The organism is Streptomyces cylindrosporus (assembly GCF_022698165.1).
In the GTDB taxonomy this organism is placed as follows: Bacteria; Actinomycetota; Actinomycetes; order Streptomycetales; family Streptomycetaceae; genus Streptomyces; species Streptomyces cylindrosporus.
Genome location: NZ_JALDAY010000005.1, coordinates 380,555 through 394,298, shown reverse-complemented (window position 1 = coordinate 394,298; position 13,744 = coordinate 380,555). Strand labels below are relative to the sequence as shown.

14 protein-coding genes are annotated in these 13,744 nt (G+C 69.8%); 8 read left to right on the top strand and 6 right to left on the bottom strand.

The features are described from left to right. Positions 1–14 precede the first annotated feature (14 nt). Positions 15–1,610 (bottom strand): Na+/H+ antiporter, encoded by a 1,596-nt coding sequence (locus MQP27_RS18110; RefSeq protein ID WP_242766225.1) that lies wholly within the window; start codon positions 1,608–1,610, stop codon positions 15–17. 87 nt (positions 1,611–1,697) lie between these two features. Between MQP27_RS18110 and MQP27_RS18105 the strand changes: the two genes are divergently transcribed. The 3 genes from MQP27_RS18105 to MQP27_RS18095 all read left to right on the top strand — a co-directional run bounded on the left by MQP27_RS18105 (position 1,698) and on the right by MQP27_RS18095 (position 3,747). Continuing rightward, complete coding sequence (locus tag MQP27_RS18105) at positions 1,698–1,958, top strand: UBP-type zinc finger domain-containing protein (protein WP_242766224.1); 261 nt, start codon at positions 1,698–1,700, stop codon at positions 1,956–1,958. A gap of 269 nt (positions 1,959–2,227) precedes the next feature. Beyond that, on the top strand, positions 2,228–2,641 hold the full coding sequence (locus tag MQP27_RS18100) for an ATP-binding protein (RefSeq protein ID WP_003992877.1): 414 nt from the start codon (positions 2,228–2,230) through the stop codon (positions 2,639–2,641). Positions 2,642–2,658: 17 nt separating this feature from the next. Continuing rightward, a complete protein-coding gene (locus MQP27_RS18095; RefSeq protein WP_372511222.1) occupies positions 2,659–3,747 on the top strand; it encodes an RNA polymerase sigma factor SigF in 1,089 nt (362 codons plus the stop codon). A 2-nt stretch (positions 3,748–3,749) separates the two neighbouring features. Here the strand turns inward: MQP27_RS18095 and MQP27_RS18090 are convergent, their stop codons facing one another. Then, positions 3,750–4,199, bottom strand: a complete 450-nt coding sequence (locus tag MQP27_RS18090) for a hypothetical protein (RefSeq protein ID WP_242766222.1) — start codon at positions 4,197–4,199, stop codon at positions 3,750–3,752. Positions 4,200–4,370: 171 nt separating this feature from the next. On the opposite strand from MQP27_RS18090, the gene MQP27_RS18085 reads away from it, so the two are divergent. Together MQP27_RS18085 and MQP27_RS18080 are read left to right on the top strand one after the other, a co-directional pair. Next, positions 4,371–5,339, top strand: coding sequence for a diacylglycerol/lipid kinase family protein (locus MQP27_RS18085; RefSeq protein ID WP_242766221.1), 969 nt, complete (start codon positions 4,371–4,373; stop codon positions 5,337–5,339). Between the two features lie 319 nt (positions 5,340–5,658). Further along, the gene (locus tag MQP27_RS18080; protein ID WP_006142322.1) at positions 5,659–5,916 is read left to right on the top strand and encodes a WhiB family transcriptional regulator; all 258 of its coding nucleotides are present in this window, start codon (positions 5,659–5,661) and stop codon (positions 5,914–5,916) included. Positions 5,917–6,086: 170 nt separating this feature from the next. On the opposite strand, the gene MQP27_RS18075 is transcribed toward MQP27_RS18080, so the two are convergent. Together MQP27_RS18075 and MQP27_RS18070 are read right to left on the bottom strand one after the other, a co-directional pair. After that, positions 6,087–7,553 carry a sensor histidine kinase gene (locus MQP27_RS18075; protein WP_242766537.1) on the bottom strand — a complete coding sequence of 489 codons (1,467 nt, stop codon included), beginning with the start codon at positions 7,551–7,553 and terminating at the stop codon, positions 6,087–6,089. Between the two features lie 421 nt (positions 7,554–7,974). Continuing rightward, the gene (locus tag MQP27_RS18070) at positions 7,975–8,595 is read right to left on the bottom strand and encodes a TetR/AcrR family transcriptional regulator (protein ID WP_242766220.1); all 621 of its coding nucleotides are present in this window, start codon (positions 8,593–8,595) and stop codon (positions 7,975–7,977) included. A gap of 95 nt (positions 8,596–8,690) precedes the next feature. On the opposite strand from MQP27_RS18070, the gene MQP27_RS18065 reads away from it, so the two are divergent. Then, positions 8,691–9,443, top strand: coding sequence for an SDR family oxidoreductase (locus tag MQP27_RS18065; RefSeq protein ID WP_242766219.1), 753 nt, complete (start codon positions 8,691–8,693; stop codon positions 9,441–9,443). Positions 9,444–9,666: 223 nt separating this feature from the next. Here the strand turns inward: MQP27_RS18065 and MQP27_RS18060 are convergent, their stop codons facing one another. Then, the gene (locus MQP27_RS18060; RefSeq protein WP_242766218.1) at positions 9,667–10,737 is read right to left on the bottom strand and encodes an SIS domain-containing protein; all 1,071 of its coding nucleotides are present in this window, start codon (positions 10,735–10,737) and stop codon (positions 9,667–9,669) included. Between the two features lie 256 nt (positions 10,738–10,993). Here MQP27_RS18060 and nagB point away from each other — a divergent pair, with 256 nt between their 5' ends. Beyond that, entirely contained in the window at positions 10,994–11,779 is a 786-nt protein-coding gene (nagB, locus tag MQP27_RS18055; protein WP_242766217.1) for a glucosamine-6-phosphate deaminase, read from the top strand. 264 nt (positions 11,780–12,043) lie between these two features. Here nagB and tnpA read toward each other — a convergent pair whose 3' ends face one another. After that, a complete protein-coding gene (gene tnpA / locus MQP27_RS18050) occupies positions 12,044–12,460 on the bottom strand; it encodes an IS200/IS605 family transposase (protein ID WP_242766216.1) in 417 nt (138 codons plus the stop codon). 25 nt (positions 12,461–12,485) lie between these two features. Here tnpA and MQP27_RS18045 point away from each other — a divergent pair, with 25 nt between their 5' ends. Further along, entirely contained in the window at positions 12,486–13,727 is a 1,242-nt protein-coding gene (locus MQP27_RS18045; protein WP_242766215.1) for an RNA-guided endonuclease InsQ/TnpB family protein, read from the top strand. Positions 13,728–13,744 lie beyond the last annotated feature (17 nt).

Sequence of the window (13,744 nt, the reverse complement as noted above, 5' to 3'; positions counted from 1 at the left end):
CCCGAACACCACCCCTACGCCGTCTCCCGGTAAGCCGCCGCCTCCTCGAGGTCCAGCCTCCGCAGCAGGGTTCGCAGCATCTCGTCGTCGATGTAGCGGCCGTCCCGGAGGCGTACGAACATCGCTCGTTCCGCGCCGATCATCTCGCGGGACAGACGGCGGTAGGTGTCGTCGACGGATTCGCCGGTGACCGGGTTGGTCTGGCCGAGGCGTTCCCAGACGGCGTTGCGGCGGCGTTCCAGGACGTCGCGGAGGCGGTCGGCGAGGGGCGGGGGGAGAGTGTTGCGTTCGTCGGTGAGGAGTTCGTCCAGGCGCTGTTCGGCGACCCGGGAGGCCTGGGCCTGGGCGTTGGCCTCCGCGAGGGTCTCGGCCTGGGCGTCCTTGGCGGGGAACTTCACCAGGCGGATCAGCGGGGCCAGGGTGAGGCCCTGCACCACCAGGGTGCCGATGACCGTCGTGAAGGTCAGGAAGAGGATGAGGTTGCGCTGCGGGAAGTCGCCGCCGCCGTCCACCGTGAGCGGGATCGAGAACGCGATCGCCAGGGAGACCACGCCCCGCATCGCGGCCCAGGAGGTGACGATCGGGCCTCTCCAGGTGGGGTTCTCCTCGCGCTCCCTGATGCGGGAGGAGAGGAGACGGGGAACGAACGTCCCCGGGTAGACCCACAGGAACCTGGCCGCGACGACCACCACGAAGATCGCGAACGCGTACCAGGCGGCGTCGACACCCTCGTACTCCCCAAGGCCTCTGAGCACGATCGGCAGTTGCAGGCCGATCAGCGCGAACACCGCGGACTCCAGGACGAAGGCGACCATCTTCCAGACGGCCTCCTCCTGGAGGCGGGTGGCGAAGTCGACCTCCCAGTTGCGGTGTCCGATGTAGAGGGCGACGACCACGACGGCGAGGACACCGGAGGCGTGCACCTGCTCGGCGACCGCGTAGGCGACGAACGGGATCAGCAGCGACATGGTGTTCTGGAAGAGGGCCTCCTTCACGTGCGTGCGCAGCCAGTGGATCGGCAGCATCAGCACCAGGCCGACGACGACACCGCCGACGGCCGCCAGCAGGAACTCGCCGACCCCGCCGATCCAGGAGGCGCCCTCGCCGACCGCGGCCGCAACGGCGACCCGGTAGGCGGTGATCGCGGTCGCGTCGTTCAGGAGGGACTCGCCCTGGAGGATCGTGGTGATCCGGGAGGGCAGTCCGACCCGGCGGGCGACCGCCGCGGCCGCCACCGCGTCCGTCGGCGCCACCACCGCGCCCAGCACCAGAGCGGCGGGCAACGGCAGCTCCGGGACGATCAGATAGGCCGCCCAGCCGACCGCGAAGGTCGCGAAGAGCACGTATCCCACGGACAGCAGCGCCACCGGCCGCATGGTGGCCCGCAGGTCGAGGTACGAGCTCTCGACGGCCTCCTTGTGCAGCAGCGGCGGCAGCACCAGCGGCAGCACGATGTCCGGGTCGAGCGTGTAGTCGGGCACCCCCGGGATGTACGACACCACAAGGCCGGCCGCGACCAGCCACAGCGGGGCCGGCACCGGGGTGCGCCGGGCGGCCGCGGCGATCGCCGCGCTGCCCGCCACCAGCAACAGCAGTGGCATCACGTCCATGAACCTCGCCCGCCCTCGCTCATCGTCGTACGCCCGCCCTCTGTTTTTCCGCGCGGCCATCCGCGCGCCCGTCGTAACCTGGCAATCATGAAACAGTGCACGCACGCCGACGCGCTGCCGCTCCCGGATCCCGAGCCGCGGAGCGAGACCTGCCCCGAGTGTCTGCGGGACGGCACACACCCGGTCCAGCTGCGGCTGTGCCTCACCTGCGGCCACGTCGGCTGCTGCGACTCCTCGCCGGGCCGGCACGCCACGGAGCACCACAAGGACTCGGGCCACCCGATCATGCGCACGCACGAGCCCGGCGAGAACTGGCGTTGGTGCTTTGTCGACCACGTACTTGTGTGACCCTGGAGGACCGGGGACGGCCCGCGATCCGGACGGTTCGACCGTCTGACGTCTGGGTACGTCAACCCGGCGCGCGTTCTTCCCAATTGGAGCCGCAGACCCCTAGACACGGAGCGTGTCCACAGGTTTACTGTGAGTGACGGCAAGGGGTCGGGGTCCCGGGGACAGGAAAGTTGAGAGCGCGATAGCGTCACCGCTGAACCACACTTCGCGTTACCCCGGGGGGCGACCCTCGGCCCCGAAAAGCTTGTACCACCTTGGAGGTGAGGGTGTCCCAGATCGCAGGCGAGCCCGCGACCCAGGACTTCGTGGAAGTCCGGCTGCCGGCCGCGGGTGCCTACCTGTCGGTGCTGCGTACGGCCACGGCCGGCCTCGCGGCCCGTTTGGACTTCACCCTCGACGAGATCGAGGACCTGCGCATCGCGGTGGACGAGGCCTGCGCGATCCTGCTCCAGCAGGCCGTGCCCGGCTCGGTGCTCAGCTGTGTCTTCCGGCTCGTCGACGACTCTCTCGAGGTGACCGTCTCGGCCCCGACCACGGACGGTCACGCCCCCTCGCGGGACACCTTCGCCTGGACCGTCCTGTCCGCCCTCGCGGGCAAGGTCTCCTCCGCCGTGGACAAGGACAAAACCGTTTCGATCAGCCTCTACAAACAGCGCGGCGCGGGACCCGGGCCGGCGTGAGGACAGGGGACGGGCCGGTGCGTGACGAAGAGCGCGGCACACGGGAGCTGCCGGCCGAGGGCACAGGCGGGTCCCGACGCACAGGGGACGGCATCGACGGCATCCCCGAGCAGGCCCGGCCGCATCCGGAGGACGACGCCGACGGCAGTGCGGCGGCCGGCTTCCCGGAGGACGGACGGCGGGATCGGGAAGGTGCCGCGCCGAGCACGCCCCTGGACGGGCGGAACGGGTTCTCCCCGCTCCGACCGGAGGCGAAGGCTCGGCGAAGGACAACGGGCGGGACGATGAGCGAGCACGAGCGAGACGACCAGCAGGGCACGCAGACCCTGCAGCAGGCCACCCAGCACGACCCACAGGACCGCAGCGGAGCGCGGGCGATGTTCGTCGAGCTGCGCGGACTGAAGGACGGCACCGCCGAGTACGCGGAACTGCGCAACAAGCTGGTCCGTATGCACCTGCCGCTCGTCGAGCACCTCGCGCGCCGCTTCCGCAACCGCGGCGAGCCGCTGGACGACCTCACCCAGGTCGCCACCATCGGCCTGATCAAGTCGGTCGACCGCTTCGACCCGGACCGCGGTGTCGAGTTCTCGACGTACGCGACCCCGACGGTCGTCGGCGAGATCAAGCGCCACTTCCGCGACAAGGGCTGGGCGGTCCGCGTGCCGCGCCGGCTCCAGGAGCTGCGCCTCGCGCTCACCACGGCGACCGCGGAGCTCTCCCAGCAGCACGGCCGCTCCCCCACGGTCCACGAACTCGCCGAGAAGCTGGCGATCTCGGAGGAGGAGGTCCTGGAGGGCCTGGAGTCGGCCAACGCCTACTCCACGCTGTCCCTGGACGTCCCCGACACCGACGACGAGTCCCCGGCCGTCGCGGACACCCTGGGCGCGGAGGACGAGGCCCTCGAGGGCGTCGAGTACCGCGAGTCGCTCAAGCCGCTGCTGGAGGACCTGCCTCCCCGAGAGAAGCGGATCCTTCTCCTCCGCTTCTTCGGCAACATGACCCAGTCCCAGATCGCGCAGGAGGTCGGCATCTCCCAGATGCACGTCTCCCGCCTGCTGGCCCGCACCCTGGCCCAGCTCCGGGAGAAGCTCCTCGTGGAGGAGTAGGCCTACTGCTCGCCGTCCTGCGCGCGGCCCGGGCCCCTGATGCCGAGGGCCTGGGTCGTGGCCGGGTTGACCAGCAGTACCAGGGAAGCGACGGCGACGACCGCCAGCGCGATCCCGGCCGGGATCGCCACGCTGTCGGCCTGAAGCAGGTTGTAGGCCACAGGCAGCGCCATGATCTGCGTGATGACCGCCGGGCCCCGGCTCCAGCTCCTGCGCCCGAGCAGCCCACGCGCCGCCAGCAGCGGCAGCAGGGCGAGCACGATCAGCGTGATCCCGCCGGTCACCGCGGACCCGCGGTCGTCCGGGTCGCCCGCGAGACCCTCCACGAGCATCCAGATCCCGCCGACGATCAGCGCGATCCCCTCCAGCGCGGCGAGCGCGGCCGCGTACGTCAGTCGGCGCGGGCGGGGGCCGGTGGCTTCCTCGGTGGCGTGGGTCTTCTCACTGGTCACCCCTGAAGGGTAGCCCTGGGGGCACCGGCCGCCGCCCGGGTGTCCCCGGGGGACGCGCACCCGTGCGGCGAGGTTGAGCCGGCCGCCCGTGGCGAGACTCACGCGTCCTCCTCTTACCTGATCCCTACCTCGGCCTGTGCCCAGTACCACCCAGTAGGTACGCTGCAACTCATGCGTGCACTTCTCGTGGTCAACCCGGCGGCAACCACCACAAGCGCACGTAGGCGCGATGTGCTGATCCACGCGCTCGCGAGCGAGATGAAACTCGAGGCGGTCACCACCGAGTACCGCGGCCACGCGCGTGACCTGGGCCGGCAGGCCGCGGAGAGCGACGACATCGACCTGGTGGTCGCCCTCGGCGGCGACGGCACGGTCAACGAGGTGGTCAACGGCCTGCTGCACGCCGGCCCCAACCCCGACGGCCTGCCCCGTCTCGCGGTGGTCCCCGGCGGCTCCACCAACGTCTTCGCCCGCGCCCTGGGCCTGCCCAACGACTCCGTCGAGGCGACCGGCGCCCTGCTGGACGCCCTGCGCGAGGGCAGTGAGCGCACCGTCGGTATGGGCATCGCCGCGGGCACGCCGGGCACCGAGGACGAGGCGGTGCCGGCCCGCTGGTTCACCTTCTGCGCGGGGCTCGGCTTCGACGCGGGCGTGGTCGGACGGGTCGAGCAGCAGCGCGAGCAGGGCAAGAAATCCACGCACGCCCTTTACCTGCGCCAGGTCGCACGGCAGTTCCTTCAGGAGCCCAACCGCCGGCACGGCACGATCACGCTGGAGCGGCCCGGCGAGGAACCGCTCACGGATCTGGTGCTGTCCATAATCTGCAACACCTCGCCGTGGACGTATCTGGGCAATCGTCCGGTGTACGCGGCACCTAAGGCTTCGTTCGATACCGGGCTCGACGTAGTCGGTCTCAGCCGGATGTCGACCCTCACGGCCGCCCGGTATTCCACGCAATTGCTCACTTCGTCCCCCGAGCGCGGGGTCCACGGCAAGCACGCTGTGACCCTGCACGACCTGGACCAGTTCACCTTGCATTCGAAGGTGCCTCTGCCCCTTCAGATGGACGGCGACCACCTCGGGCTGCGTACGAGCGTGACGTTCACAGGCGTACGCCGTGCACTGCGTGTGATTGTGTGAGCAGAAGGGGCTAAAGTCCTTTCACTCGAACGTTTAGGCCAGGATCCACCCCATGGAAGTACGGCTGTGACCTAGTCGACACCGAGGAATCAAAAAAAACTTTCCGGAAGGGGTTGTATCCGCCGCTGAGGTTTGCGAGTCTCTACGTGGCGGTCGGGACAGCCCGCAACACCAGCGTCCACAGACCACCGGAACCCCTCTTCAAACCACAGGACCTCGCCAGGGAACCTGGCGCTCGGCCCTTCACTTGTTGAGGGATTCGTGAAAGCGTTCACATTCACAAGCAACCTGCACGTAATACCAAGGAGAGGTAGCAGCCATGGACTGGCGTCACAACGCCGTTTGCCGCGAGGAAGACCCCGAGCTCTTCTTCCCCATCGGCAACACCGGTCCTGCGCTGCTGCAGATCGAGGAAGCCAAGGCCGTCTGCCGTCGCTGCCCCGTCATGGATCAGTGTCTGCAGTGGGCGCTCGAGTCCGGCCAGGACTCCGGCGTCTGGGGTGGTCTCAGCGAGGACGAGCGCCGCGCCATGAAGCGCCGCGCCGCCCGCAACCGGGCCCGTCAGGCCTCCGCCTGACAACACCCGCCCCGCACAGCCTGAGCTTGGCGGCGCGTACAGCGAGTACGCATCTCCCGCCCCCGAGCCGCAGCGCGCAGTAACCCCCGGTGCGCCTAGCAATAGAGCAGCAACGAGCGATCGGCCCCGGATCTTCGGATCCGGGGCTCTTTGCTGTGCACTTGGCTGTGCTACTTGTTGGCCCGCACCGGTACGTCCAGGATCACCCGGGTCCCCCGCTCGGGCGCCGGCACCATGTCGAACGTACCGCCCAACTCGCCTTCCACCAGGGTCCGTACGATCTGCAGCCCCAGGTTGCCCGCGGTGCGCGGGTCGAAGCCCTCGGGCAGGCCGACGCCGTCGTCCTGGACGGTGACCAGGAGGCGGGCCTCCTTGGTGGTGCCGCCGCGGACGGCCGACACCTCGACCGTGCCGGTGTCGCCCTCGCGGAAGCCGTGTTCGAGGGCGTTCTGGAGGATCTCCGTGAGGACCATGGAGAGCGGGGTGGCGACCTCGGCGTCGAGGATGCCGAAGCGGCCGGTGCGGCGGCCGGTGACCTTGCCCGGCGAGATCTCGGCCACCATCGCCAGCACCCGGTCGGCGATCTCGTCGAACTCGACGCGCTCGTCCAGGTTCTGGGAGAGCGTCTCGTGCACGATCGCGATCGAGCCGACCCGTCGTACCGCCTCTTCGAGCGCTTCCCGCCCCCGGTCGGACTCGATGCGCCGGGCCTGCAGGCGCAGTAGCGCCGCGACCGTCTGGAGGTTGTTCTTCACCCGGTGGTGGATCTCCCGGATGGTCGCGTCCTTGGTGATCAACTCGCGCTCGCGGCGGCGCAGTTCGGTGACGTCCCGGAGCAGGACCAGCGAACCGATGCGCGTGCCCTTGGGTTTGAGCGGGATCGCGCGGAACTGGATGACCCCGTCGTGCGCCTCGATCTCGAACTCGCGGGGCGCCCAGCCGCTGGCGACCTTGGCGAGCGCCTCGTCCACCGGCCCACGGGTGGGGGCGAGTTCGGCGGTGGTCCGGCCGAGGTGGTGGCCGACCAGGTCGGAGGCGAGGCCCATGCGGTGGTACGCGGACAGCGCGTTCGGGGAGGCGTACTGGACGATGCCGTCCGCGTCGAGGCGGATCAGGCCGTCGCCGACGCGCGGGGCGGCGTCCATGTCCATCTGCTGGTTCGCGAACGGGAAGGAGCCGGCCGCGATCATCTGCGCGAGGTCCGAGGCGCTCTGGAGATACGTCAGCTCCAGGCGGCTCGGGGTGCGCACGGTGAGCAGGTTGGTGTTGCGGGCGATGACGCCGAGGACTCGCCCTTCACGTCGTACCGGAATGGACTCGACCCGGACCGGGACCTCCTCGCGCCACTCGGGGTCGCCCTCGCGCACGATCCGGCCCTCGTCGTGGGCCGCGTCCAGCATGGGGCGGCGGCCGCGCGGGACGAGGTGGCCGACCATGTCGTCCTGGTAGGAAGTGGGGCCGGTGTTGGGCCGCATCTGGGCCACCGAGACATAGCGCGTGCCGTCGCGGGTGGGCACCCAGAGCACCAGGTCGGCGAAGGAGAGGTCGGAGAGCAGCTGCCACTCCGAGACCAGCAGATGGAGCCACTCGAGGTCGGAGTCGTCGAGGGCGGTGTGCTGGCGGACCAGTTCGTTCATGGAGGGCACGTGTGGAGCGTACCTGGCGGTATGTACCTGGCCGAAAAGCGGCTTGAGAGGCGGCTTGGAAAGCGGCTCGGAACACCCGCGGGCCGCGGCGCCTGAGAGGGACCCTCAACCCTCCCGGCACCGCAGCCCGGAGCAATATCGGCCGCGGGGTGTGCGGTCCCGGTACCGGCCGAAGGTTGAGGAGCCGGGGCAGTCAGGGCAGAGAGCTCCGGTTCCTCCGTCCGTCCTCCTGTGCGGGGAGGGCGGAAGCTTTGGTGGTTCTGCGGTTGGTCCTGCGTCGCACTGTTTCAATTGTGGACTAGACCACTAGGCGTGTCCATGCGTTGGAGCCTGTTCGTTGTTGTTATTTCCCGACCCGGCTCCACTTGATCGGACGCCCTGACATCCACCACGCAGCCTAACCCGTGTGGGTTCATGTGCGGGGCCAGATGGCCATGGCAATTTCCGCGAGCGCTTCCAGTTCCTCCCGGCTCGCCCCGTCCCGCGCCTGTTGGGACATGCCCTGGATGATCGCGCCGGTGTGCCGGGCAAGGGCGGCGGCGTCGAGGCCGGCCGGGAGCTCGCCCGCCGCGACGTCGGCGGTGATACGGCGTTCGATGGCGGCGATGTTGGCGTTGCGCCGATCGCGCAGGGACTCCTCGACCTCGGGGCTCGCGCAGTGGGTGGCCGCGTGGATGACGAGGCAGCCGTGCGGGCGGCCGGGCGCCGTGTACTCGGCGGCGGCCTCGCGCAGCATGCGGGCGACGGCCGCGCGGGCGGTGGGTTCCTCGGCGAGGGCCCGGTCGCCGAAGGAGCCGTACCGCGCGCCGTAGACGCCGACGACCTCCTCGAACAGCGCCCGCTTGTCGCCGAAGGCCGCGTACAGACTCGGGGCGCCGATGCCCATCACCCGGGTGAGGTCGGAGACGGAGGTCCCCTCGTACCCATGCTCCCAGAACGCCATGACCGCCTTCTCCAGCGCGGTCTCACGGTCGAAGGAACGGGGTCGGCCGCGCGGCCTGACCTTGGTCTTCGTGTCGTCGCCGTCCACCATGGAGTGGATTGTATAGCGGGTGCTAGAGAAATGTCGGCGGGCTGTTGTACGGTCTTTCTGTAGCGACCGCTAGGGAATTGTGGAGGGGTGTCGGCATGGGTGTGCTCGCGGGCAGGACGGCTCTGGTCACCGGGGCGAGCAGGGGCATCGGTCGGGGGATCGCCGAGCGGCTGGGGCGCGACGGGGCACGGGTCGCGGTGCACTACGGGAGTAACGAGCGGGCGGCGAAGGAGACGGTGGCCGCGATCGAGGCGGCGGGCGGCTCGGCCTTCGCGATCGGGGTCGAGCTGGGGCGGCCGGGGGACTCGGCGGCCCTGTGGGAGGAGTTCGACCGGCACGCGGACGGACTGGACATCCTGGTGAGCAACGCGGCGATCGGGAACTCCCGGCCGATCGACGAAATAGCGGAGGACGAGTACGACAGGCTCTTCGCGGTGAACGTGAAGGCGCCGTTCTTCCTCGTCAAGCAGGGCGCGGCGAGGCTGCGGGACGGCGGCCGGATCATCAACATCTCGTCGGGACTCGCCCGCAACGCCGTGATGCCGCACAACATGGCGTACGCGATGACCAAGGGCGCCCTGGACGTCTTCACCCGCGACCTGTCCAAGGTGCTGGGCCCCCGGGGCATCACGGTGAACTCGGTGGCGCCCGGGATCATCGACACGGACAACACCGCGGAGCTGCTGTACGGCGCCCCGGACGGCTGGGACCGGGCGGCGGCGTTCTCCGCGCTGGGCCGGGTGGGCGAGACGGCGGACGTCGCGGACGTGGTGGCGTTCCTGGCGTCGGACGCCGGCCGGTGGGTGACGGGGGGATGGGTGGATGTGACGGGGGGTTCGCTGGTTTAGCGGTGCGAGTGGGGTGGGGTTGGGTGAGGTCCGGGTCGGGTGGCGTCCAGGGCAGGTGATGTCCGACGTGACGGATGGTTGGGCCTGGCGGATGTCCGGGGCGGCGGGCCCCTCGCTCCGTGGGTCTTGGCTCGGCGGGCCCCGGCTCCGTGGGTCTCGGCTCGGCAGGCCCCCGGCTCAGCGGATGTCCGACGCGACGGGCCCTGGCTCGATGGGCCCCCGCTCAGTGGGTCTCTGTGACCTTCGCCAGGGCGCGAGGGGCGTCCGGGTCCTGGCCTCGGGCGATGGTGACCTCGTAGGCCAGCAGTTGGAGGGGGATGATCTCCAGGATCGGCTGGACCTCCTCGGCCACGCCCTCCGTGGGCAGCACGAAGCCCGCCGAGGCCTGCTCGACCTGGTGCCGGGGGCCGACGACGAACAGGTCGGCGCCGCGGCCGCGGAGCCGGTCGAGCACGGGCTGGAGCGCTTCGCCGCCCTTGCCGTCGGTGACGACCGCGATGACCGGGGAGACGTTGTCGACCATGGCGAGGGGGCCGTGCAGGAGGTCGGCGCCGGAGTAGGAGAGGGCGGGGATGTAGCTGGTCTCCATCAGCTTGAGGGCGGCTTCCTTGGCCGTGGGGTAGCCGTAGCCGCGGGAGGTGATGACCATGCGCTCGGCGAAGCGGTAGCGGGCGGCGAGGGCGCGGACCTCGTCCTGCCGGGCGAGCAGTTGCTCGGCGAGGTCGGGGAGCGGCTTGGCGGCGCCGCCGTCGCCGCCGCGCAGGCCCTCGACGAAGAGGTACAGGGCGAGGAGGGAGGCGGTGTAGGTCTTGGTCGCCGGGAGGGCCTTCTCCGGTCCGGCCATGACGTCGACGTGGTACTCGGAGACGCCGGCGAGCGGTGAGCCGGGGTTGTTGGTGACGGCGAGGGTGATCGCACCGGCCTCGCGGGCGGCGCGGGTCGAGGCGACCAGGTCCGGGGAGCCGCCGGACTGGCTGACGGTGATCACCAGGACGTCGGTGAGGTCGGGGCGGGCGCCGTAGGCCGTGGTGGTGGACATCGAGGTGAGGCCGCAGGGCAGGCCGAGGCGGATCTCCAGGAGGTACTTGGCGTAGAGGGCGGCGTTGTCGGAGGTGCCGCGGGCGGTGAGCAGGACGAAGCGGGGGTTGCGGGCGGCGATCTCCTGGGCCACCTGCCGGATGCCGGGGGCGCCCTCCTCCAGGAGCCGGCGCAGCACGGCGGGCTGCTCGCCCATCTCGCGGGCCATGATCCGGCCGGGGACGTCGTTCTTCGGGGCCGGGGTCGTGGCGGTCATCGTGGGTCCTCCGGGTGGGGCGGTGAGCTGTCGGGGCGTCGGGGCCGTAGGCGGGCAGCATCCATTCCACTCCCCCAGGGCGAATGGTGCCTGTCCTCCGTATGGATTGCCGATGCCGCGGGCTCGGTGCGATCCCTCTCCCGCCCCTCTCCAGTCCCCCTCCTCCCCTTTCGTTCACCTCTTTCACCTGGGCGTCAGGGGGCGCCTCTGTTAGATTGGTCTAAACCACATAGCCCTTCAGATCGGCAGGCCCAGCGTGGAAGTTGTCATCGTTCCGGACGCCAAGTCGGGCGGCGAGCTCATCGCCGAGGCAATGGCACGGCTCCTGCGGCGCAAGCCGGACGCGTTGCTCGGAGTGGCCACCGGGTCGACTCCGCTGCCCATTTACGAGGCGCTCGCGGCGAAGGTGCGGTCCGGGGCCGTGGACGCCTCGCGGGCGCGGATCGCGCAGCTCGACGAGTACGTGGGGTTGCCGGCCGAGCATCCGGAGTCGTACCGGTCGGTGCTGCGGCGGGAGGTGCTGGAGCCGCTCGGGATCGGGATGGACGCGTTCATGGGGCCCGACGGGACGGCGGCGGACGTGCAGGGGGCGTGCGAGGCGTATGACGCGGCGCTCGCGGAGGCGGGCGGGGTGGATCTGCAGTTGCTCGGGATCGGGACCGACGGGCACATCGGGTTCAACGAGCCGTGTTCCTCGCTGGCCTCGCGGACGCGGATCAAGACGCTGACCGAGCAGACCCGGGTGGACAACGCGCGGTTCTTCGAGGGTGACATCGACCAGGTGCCGCATCACGTGATCACCCAGGGGATCGGGACGATTCTCGAGGCTCGGCATCTGGTGTTGCTGGCGACGGGTGAGGGGAAGGCCGACGCGGTCGCGGCGACGGTCGAGGGGCCGGTGGCGGCGGTGTGTCCGGCGTCGGCGTTGCAGTTGCATCCGCATGCGACGGTGGTGGTGGACGAGGGGGCCGCGTCCAAGTTGAAGCTGGCGGACTATTTCCGGCACACGTTCGTCAACAAGCCGGAGTGGCAGGGGATTTAGCGGGTTCGTCCACCAGGATCGGTACAGAGCCCCACACCCCTTGGTGCACCGCAGGCGCCGGCCCCTGGATGGGACCGGCGCCTGCGTCGTCGTAACAGCTACCGGGATCTATTCGCAGTGCTCCGGCCTTCAGACCGGGGGTGAAGCGAATCTGTCGGTGTGACGCGGAGCGTCACCGAGACTGGTCCGGTGGAGCCGGTTGGAGGTGTGTCGCCTGCGGCGCGAAGCGCCGCGATTGCGTCTCCCGGCGGAGCCGGGTGACGCTCACCCCGGCCGGTTCTGCTGTTCGATGTACTGCCTGACTACGGAGAGCGGGGCGCCGCCCACGGTGCCGGCGAAGTAGGACCCGGACCAAAGCTTGTTCGCCCGCCAGTAGTGGCGCACCAGATCGGGGAACTCTTGGCGCAGGCGGCGGGAGGAGACGCCCTTGAGGGAGTTGACCAGCTTGGTGACGGCGACCTTGGGCGGGAAGTTCACCAGCAGGTGGACGTGGTTGTCCTCGCCGTTGAACTCCACCAGCTCGCACTCGAAGTCCCCGCAGACGGACCGCATGATCTCCTCCATGCGCCTCAGGTGGGCATCGGTGAACACCTTGTGCCGGAACTTGGTCACAAAGACCAAGTGGACATGCATCGCGAATGTACAGTGCCGACCAGCTCTGATCTTCTGCATCTCAGCCATAACCCAACTATGTAGTGTGGCCGGTATGCAGCTTCGGTACGGCTTCCGCCTGTACCCGGACGCCGCCCAGCAGACCGCGTTGGCGAGGGCGTTCGGGTGCGCCCGCGTGGTGTTCAACGACGCGGTCCGGGCGCGTGAGGACGCCCGAAAGGCCCAGCAGCCCCTCCCGACGGCCGGCCAGCTGTCCCGGAAGCTGATCACCGAGGCGAAGCAGACAGCCGGGCGGTCCTGGCTGGGCGAGGTCTCCGCGGTGGTGCTCCAGCAGTCCCTGCGCGACGCGGAGGCCGCCTACCGCAACTTCTTCGCCTCCCTGAAGGGCACCCGCAAAGGCCCGAGACTGGGCGCACCGCGTTACAAGTCCCGCAAGGATCACCGGCAGTCGATCCGGTTCACCGCGAACGCCCGCTGGAAGATCACCGACAGCGGCCGCCTCGACCTGCCGAAAATCGGCGCGGTCAAGGTCAAGTGGAGCCGCTCCCTGCCGGCGGTGCCGTCCTCGGTCACCGTCATCAAGGACCCGGCAGGGAGGTACTTCGCCAGCTTCGTCATCGAGACCGACCCGGCCGCCGACGCCACCGCCCTGCCCGACGCCAGCCCGGACAGCAGTGTAGGCATCGACCTGGGCCTGACCCACTTCGCAGTCCTGGACGACGGCACGAAGATCGACTCCCCCCGGTTCCTGCGCCGGGCGGAGAAGAAGCTGAAGAAGGCCCAGCGCGAACTGTCGCGCAAGCAGAAGGGATCGAAGAACCGCGAGAAGGCCCGCCTGAAGGTCGCCCGCGCCCACGCCGCCGTCGCTGACGCGCGCAAGGAGTTCTGCCACCAGCTCTCCACCCGGATCATCCGTGAGAATCAAACGGTGGCCGTGGAGAACCTGTCGGTGGCCGGACTCGCGCGCACCCAGGTGGCCAAGAGCGTGCACGACGCGGGCTGGTCGATGTTCGTGAACATGCTGGAATACAAGGCCAAACGGTACGGGCGCACGTTCGTGCAAATCGGCCGGTTCGAGCCGACCACCCGGACCTGCTCGGCCTGCGGACACCTCGACACACCCAAACCCCTGCACGTCAGAGAATGGGACTGCCCCGCCTGCGGGGCCCAACACGATCGCGACATCAACGCCGCGAAGAACGTCAAAGCCGCCGGACAGCGCGGTTCGAGCCTGTGGAGCACCGGTAAGACCAACCCCCCAGCACCACCGGGGGCGCGGCACGGCGTGAAGAAGCAGGAAGCCACGGAATCCCTCACCGATCGCCGTGCCGCGTAGCGGCACGGCGATCGGTA